This window comes from Kitasatospora sp. NPDC054768, assembly GCF_053612025.1.
On sequence record NZ_JBSHBN010000094.1, the window covers coordinates 30,964 to 37,506 of the forward strand.

Consider the following 6,543-nt stretch of genomic DNA (forward strand, 5'->3'; position numbering starts at 1 on the left):
CTCCAGTACGGGAACGACGGCGCGACCGTTCAGGCATCGGCCTCAGGACGAAGAAGCGTCCCGGCGGCCGGCGGGAGTGATCACTCCCACTCGATGGTGCCCGGCGGCTTGCTGGTGACGTCGACGACGACGCGGTTCACGTCGCGGACCTCGTTGGTGATCCGGGTGGAGATCTTCGCCAGCACGTCGTACGGCAGGCGCGACCAGTCGGCGGTCATGGCGTCCTCGGACGAGACCGGGCGCAGCACGATCGGGTGGCCGTAGGTGCGGCCGTCGCCCTGCACGCCCACGCTGCGGACGTCGGCGAGCAGCACGACCGGGCACTGCCAGATCTCGCGGTCCAGACCGGCCGCGGTCAGCTCCTCGCGGGCGATCGCGTCGGCGTCGCGGAGCAGGTCCAGACGCTCCTTGGTGACCTCGCCGACGATCCGGATGCCCAGGCCCGGGCCCGGGAACGGCTGGCGCTGGACGATCTCCTCCGGCAGGCCCAGCTCCTGGCCGACCATCCGGACCTCGTCCTTGAACAGCTTGCGCAGCGGCTCCACCAGCTGGAACTGGAGGTCCTCGGGCAGGCCGCCGACGTTGTGGTGGGACTTGATGTTGGCGGTGCCGGTGCCGCCACCGGACTCCACCACGTCCGGGTACAGGGTGCCCTGGACCAGGAAGTCGACCGACTCGCCCTGCTCGCCGGCCTCGGCGACGATCTCGGCCTGGGCCTGCTCGAAGACCCGGATGAACTCCCGGCCGATGATCTTGCGCTTCTCCTCGGGGTCGGTGACCCCCTTCAGCGCGTTCAGGAAGCGCTCGGCGGCGTCGACGACCTTCAGCTGGACGCCGGTGGCGGCCACGAAGTCCTTCTCGACCTGCTCGGTCTCGCCCTTGCGCATCAGGCCGTGGTCGACGTAGACACAGGTCAGCCGGTCGCCGATGGCCTTGTTGACCAGGGCGGCCGCGACCGCGGAGTCCACGCCGCCGGACAGGCCGCAGATCGCGCGCTTGTCGCCGACCTGCTCGCGGATCAGGGCGATCTGCTCGTCGACCACGCTGCCGGTGGTCCAGGTCGGGGCGATGCCGGCGCCGCGGTAGAGGAAGTGCTCCAGGACCTGCTGGCCGTGGTCGGAGTGCAGCACCTCGGGGTGGTACTGGACGCCGTAGAGCCGGGCCTCGTCGTTCTCGAAGGCCGCGACCGGGACCAGGTCGGTGGAGGCGGTGACGGCGAAGCCCTCCGGGGCGGCGGAGCAGGCGTCGCCGTGCGACATCCACACCGAGTGCTGCGCCGGGACGCCCTCGAACAGGGTGGAGCCGGTGCGGGAGACGGTCAGCGGGGTGCGGCCGTACTCGCGGGCGCCGTTGTTGTCGACGGTGCCGCCGAGGCTCTTGGCCATCAGCTGGAAGCCGTAGCACATGCCGAAGACCGGGACACCGGCCTCGAAGATCGCGCGGTCGATCTGCGGCGCGCCGTCTTCGTAGACCGACGAGGGGCCACCGGAGAGGATGATCGCCTTGGGGTTCTTGGCGAGCATCTCGGCGACCGGCATGCTGCTCGGCACGATCTCGCTGTAGACCCGCGCCTCACGCACCCGACGGGCGATGAGCTGGGCGTACTGGGCGCCGAAGTCGACCACCAGGACGGGGTCGTTGTCCGGCGCGGACTGGACGGGAATTGCAGAGGACACAGACGGCCTTCCGGCAGCGGTATCGAGGTGTCACGCGTGGCCGCCTCCCCGGCGGGACTGCGGCTGCGGCGGACGGTGTGGGGTGTCTGGACACCGATTCTACCGGGCTGTCCGGTTTCACTCGTCTGCCCGTCCAATGAACCGTGACCGGGCGAGGCCGCGGTTCGTTGCTTCTGACGAACGTACGGCCGCGCCGCGTCCGCCAGACGCGCCGCCCGTCCCCGCGGGGGCACCGTACGGCAGCAGGACCACGCGTGGAGCTCCACCCCAGTCCACCGGCGCACGTGGTGCCGCCGCCCGGTCCGCCGGGCGCGCGGCTCCGTGGGACCGTGCGCGGGTGCCGCGGCCGGCGAGCAGGGGACAGCGACCCCGGCCGCGACTGGGCCGAGAGGTGGGACGGCCGGAGTCCGGGGACGCCCGGGACCGGCCGTCGCACCCCCGGTCCGTTCCGGTGCGCGCCCGGGCGCACTCCCCCGTCCACCTCGTGCCGCTACGCGCGTCCCCGTGCGCCACAACCATCCGAACCACTACGCACCGTGATCATCGATGGCGGCCCCGTCGGGAAATGCTCTGTGCCGAACTGTGCCGAACCGGTTGCAGAGCGAGCCCCTTGTCCAGCACGATGCTCGTTGTAAGCGGTTCTCCCGGCGCCTCACGGCCCACCGAGGAGGCCCGCGACGGCGTTCTCCGCAGCCGCGCCGCAGGGCGGTGGCAGCGATTGTCAGTTCACGCTCCGTGAGCGTGGGACCGGCGCAGACCTGCGTGCCGACCCGCCGCGCACGGAGGTGCGCGCCCCGCACGGCCGGCCACCCACGCCGGAGCCGCGCGGCGCACCCCGAAGCCGACCGACACGACGGCGCTCCTCCCCCGGCGCCGTCACCCCAGCACCGGCGCGGCCCTGACGCCGAGTGCTGAACGACAAAGGGCCCCGTTCCCCCGCGGGGCCCTTTGCCCTTTCCCCGTGCTCCCGGCCTCCGGCACCCCGACGGCCGCCCGGGTCAGGGGTGCTTGCGCCAGACGCTCGGGTCGACCGGCTCCTCGGCCGGGGGCGGCGGCACCGCGCCGGGCACCGGCGCCCCGCCGGCCGGGACGGGCGGCTCCTCGTGCGAGTCGAGCACCTCGCTCACCCCGCCCCCGGAGTCGAACGGCGCGTCCTGCGGCACGACGGCCCGCGCCGGCCCGCCGTACCCCGGCACCGGACCGCCCTGCTGCGCCGGAACGCCGTGCGGCGGCGTCGCGTACGGCACCTGCGGCGGCACCGTCGCCGGGTGCGGCGCGCCGCCCTGGGCACGGGCGAACGGGGACTCGGCGTACGGCACCGCGCCGTTCGGCGCGCCCGCGCCCCGGTCGCGGACGGCCACCAGCAGCGGCGGCACCAGCAGGGCGCCGACCAGCGCCCAGACCGCGTTGGCCACCAGCGTGCCCAGGAACACCAGCCCGGCCGAGGACTCCTGCGAGAACTCCATCCGGGCGGTCTCGGTCCAGCCCGCCATGGACGTGGTCTCCACCAACCGCGCCCCGGAGAGCGCCATCAGCAGGGTGAGCGCCCCGGCGTGCAGGGCCGCCAGGCGCAGCCGGTCGGTCGCGTCCAGGCGCCGCCGGTACGCCGCCCAGCCGAGCACGCCCGCCGCGACGAGCGCGGCCAGGCCGGCCCAGCGCCAGTCGGCGCCCAGGTCCCGCAGGTCGAAGAAGGAGAACTCGGTGTCGTTGCTGCGGTCGCGCCACGAGCCGCCGCCGTCACCGGACAGACCGGTGTGCGTCCGGAAGCCCGCCCCCGAGCCGAAACCGAGCAGACCGAGGCCGAGGTTGGGCAGGAAGGCCAGCGAGACCCCGGTCAACGCCCCGTCGTCGCTGTTCAGCGCGACCAGCAGGAAGGCCGCCACCGAGGACAGCCCCACCGAGACCGCGAGCGCCTGGCCGGCGGTCAGCGCGGCCACCGCCCAGCCGCGCACCGAGCGGCTGCGCCAGGCCGCCCAGCGCAGCGCGTCGGTGCCGTACACCAGGAAGGCCAGCAGGGCGGCCGGCACCACGGTCCAGGCGACCGCCTCCAGCCAGCCGGAGTCCGCGGTGACCAGCAGCTCCGGCTTCCCCCGGGAGTCGAAGTAGTCGGACTTCACGCCGCGGCCGTCCGGGCTCCAGTCCGTACCGCCGACCAGGCCGAGCGCCAGGCTCACCGCCGCGAGGACCGCCGCGGTGCGCATCGCCTCGGCGGCGGCCTGGCCCCGGGTCAGCTGGCCCTCGGCCGCCTTGCGCCGGCGCAGCCCGGCCCGCAGGCCGAGCCAGAGCGCCAGGCACCACAGGACCGTGACGGTCATCGGCAGCACCCGGACGGTCTCGGTCCAGCCGCCCGGACCCCGGCCCACCGAGCCCTGGTAGGCGAGCCGGAACGGCGCGCCGAGCGCGTTCAGGGTCATCGACAGCATCGCGCCGAAGCGCTCGCCGAAGCCGGGCGCCTCGAACCGGTACTGGTACTGGTAGTCGCCGGGGACCGCCGCGACCAGCGCCACGGCCAGCAGGACGAGGGTCGGCGCGACGGCCGCCCTGGCCGCCGGGCGCCAGTCCGCGGCCGTCAGCAGGCGCTGGAGGGCGGGCTGCCTGTCGTACGACTGCCCGGCACCCCAGCTGCCCAGGGCGGGCGGGGCCGCGGCCGCGGGCCCGTACCCCGGCTGTGGACCGTACCCGGGCGGCGGCACGGACGGCGGAACGGGCGCAGCCGCACCCGGAGGTGGCGGCGGGACGGCGGCCGGCGGGGCGGTCGGCGGGGCGGTCGGCGGGGCGGCCGGCGGGGCCGGGGGCGCGAACGGCCGGCCGCACGACCCGCAGGCGGGCGCCCCCTCCGCCGAAGTCGCCCCGCACGATGTGCAGTTGGCCATGGCCCGCGTTCCCCCCGCTCGACGAGTTCCTGGCCGCCCCAGGGAGCCCGTTTATCCCATCGGACCCGAACGGCTGTCAACCGGGAACCGGCGCAGGCGGATTGGCCCGCCGGACCGGGTTCAGCCGCGCTTCTTCGGGACCTCCGGGACGGGCAGCAGCGGCAGCCGCAGCGCGCCGAACGCGCCCTCGGGCACGGCCGGCCGCACCGGCGCCACCGCCGCGACCCGCCGGTACTCCTCGCCCTGGGCCGGGCGCGGGTCCGCCTCGCCCTTGTTCGGCCACATCGACAGGGCACGCTCGGCCTGGGCCGTGATGGTGAGCGAGGGGTTGACGCCCAGGTTGGCGGAGACGGCCGAACCGTCCACCACGCTGATGCCCGGGTAGCCGTACAGCCGGTGGTACGGGTCCACCACGCCGGTCCCGGGGGCGTCGCCGATCGGGCAGCCGCCCAGGAAGTGCGCCGTCATCGGGATGTCGAAGATCTCGCCGACGGTGCTGCCGGGGAAGCCGTTGATCTCGTCGGCCAGCGCCTGGGCGCCGCGCTCGGCCGCCGGGATCCAGGTCGGGTTGGGCTCGCCGTGGCCCTGGGCGGAGGTGAGCCGGGCCTTGCCGAGCGGGCCCTTCCGCAGCGAGACGGTGATCGAGTTGTCGAGCGACTGCATCACCAGGCCGATGATCGTCTTCTCGGACCAGCGGCGCTGGTTCATCGAGCGGGCGAAGGTCACCGGGTGGAGCGCCGAGTTGCCCAGGTAGCGCAGCCAGCGCGGGAGCGTTCCGCCGCCCCTGACCTGGGCGATGGACAGTGCGCCCATCGCGTTGGAGCCCTTGCCGTAGCGGACCGGCTCGATGTGGGTGTTGGCGTCCGGGTGGATCGAGGAGGTGATCGCCACGCCCTTGGTGAAGTCCGCCTTGGCGCCGTAGCGCCGGTCGGTGGTCTGCGCCCCCACCAGGGCCTCGGAGTTGGTCCGGGTCAGCTCGCCCAGCCGCTCCGAGATCCGGGGCAGGTGGCCGCCGTCCCGCATCCGGTGCAGCAGCGACTGGGTGCCGTAGGTGCCGGCCGCGACGACCACCCGGGCCGCGGTGATGGTCCGCGCGCCCGCCTTCACCCGGTCGGTCTTCGAGCGCGCGTCGGTGCGGCGCACGTCCACGGCGAAACCCCGGTCCCCGTCGGCCCCGCCGATCTCCCGGATCCGGGCCACCGTGGTGAGCGGGTGGATCTCCGCGCCGCCCTTCTCGGCCAGGTACAGGTAGTTCTCGGTGAGCATGTTCTTGGCGCCGTGCCGGCAGCCGGTCATGCACTCGCCGCACTCCACGCAGGCCTTGCGGGCCGGGCCGGCGCCGCCGAAGTACGGGTCGGCCACCTCGCCCCCCGGGGCCGCCTCGGCCGTGCCTCCCCCGGACTCCGTCCGGGAGGTGCCCCCGGCGTCCTCGCCGTCGCCGAAGAAGACCCCGACCGGCGCCATGTGGAAGGTGTCGCCGACGCCCATCCGCTCGGCGGCCGCCTTGAGGTGGACGTCGGACGGGGTGAGGGTCGGGTTGAGCCGGACCCCGAGCATCCGCTGCGCCTGGTCGTAGAACGGCGCCAACTCCTGCTGCCAGTCGGTGATGTGGCGCCACTGCCGGTCCTCGAAGAAGGCCTTCGGCGGCACGTACAGGGTGTTGGCGTAGTTCAGCGAGCCGCCGCCGACCCCGGCGCCGGCCAGGATCAGCACGTTGGCCAGCAGGTGGATGCGCTGGATTCCGTACAGCCCGAGCCGCGGCGCCCACAGGTAGTTCGGCAGGTCCCAGGAGTTCCTGGGCAGTTCGTCCCGGTCGAAGCGCCGCCCGGCCTCCAGGACGGCGACCCGGTAGCCCTTCTCGGTCAGCCGCAGCGCCGCGACCGAACCGCCGAAGCCGGACCCGACCACCACCACGTCGTAGTCGAACTCCGCCGCACCGCCGGACTGCACCATCTGCCACCGCTCCTTCGCCGGGTGAACCTGTCTGTGGGGCC

The 6,543-nt window shown here is 74.4% G+C and carries 3 protein-coding genes; all 3 read right to left on the bottom strand.

Annotation, left to right across the window (positions count from 1 at the left end):
* Window positions 1–80 precede the first annotated feature (80 nt).
* The 3 genes from guaA to ACWGKU_RS25480 all read right to left on the bottom strand — a co-directional run bounded on the left by guaA (window position 81) and on the right by ACWGKU_RS25480 (window position 6,502).
* Window positions 81–1,676 carry a glutamine-hydrolyzing GMP synthase gene (gene guaA / locus ACWGKU_RS25470; RefSeq protein WP_380548910.1) on the bottom strand — a complete coding sequence of 532 codons (1,596 nt, stop codon included), beginning with the start codon at window positions 1,674–1,676 and terminating at the stop codon, window positions 81–83.
* Between the two features lie 998 nt (window positions 1,677–2,674).
* On the bottom strand, window positions 2,675–4,369 hold the full coding sequence (locus ACWGKU_RS25475) for a hypothetical protein (RefSeq protein ID WP_452179509.1): 1,695 nt from the start codon (window positions 4,367–4,369) through the stop codon (window positions 2,675–2,677).
* Between the two features lie 300 nt (window positions 4,370–4,669).
* A complete protein-coding gene (locus ACWGKU_RS25480; RefSeq protein ID WP_452179510.1) occupies window positions 4,670–6,502 on the bottom strand; it encodes a GMC oxidoreductase in 1,833 nt (610 codons plus the stop codon).
* Between the last annotated feature and the right edge of the window lie 41 nt (window positions 6,503–6,543).

Excerpts from the sequence above, each read along its gene's own strand:
- ACWGKU_RS25480 (WP_452179510.1), bottom strand. The coding sequence starts at position 6,502 with ATGGTGCAGTCCGGCGGTGCGGCGGAGTTCGACTACGACGTGGTGGTG.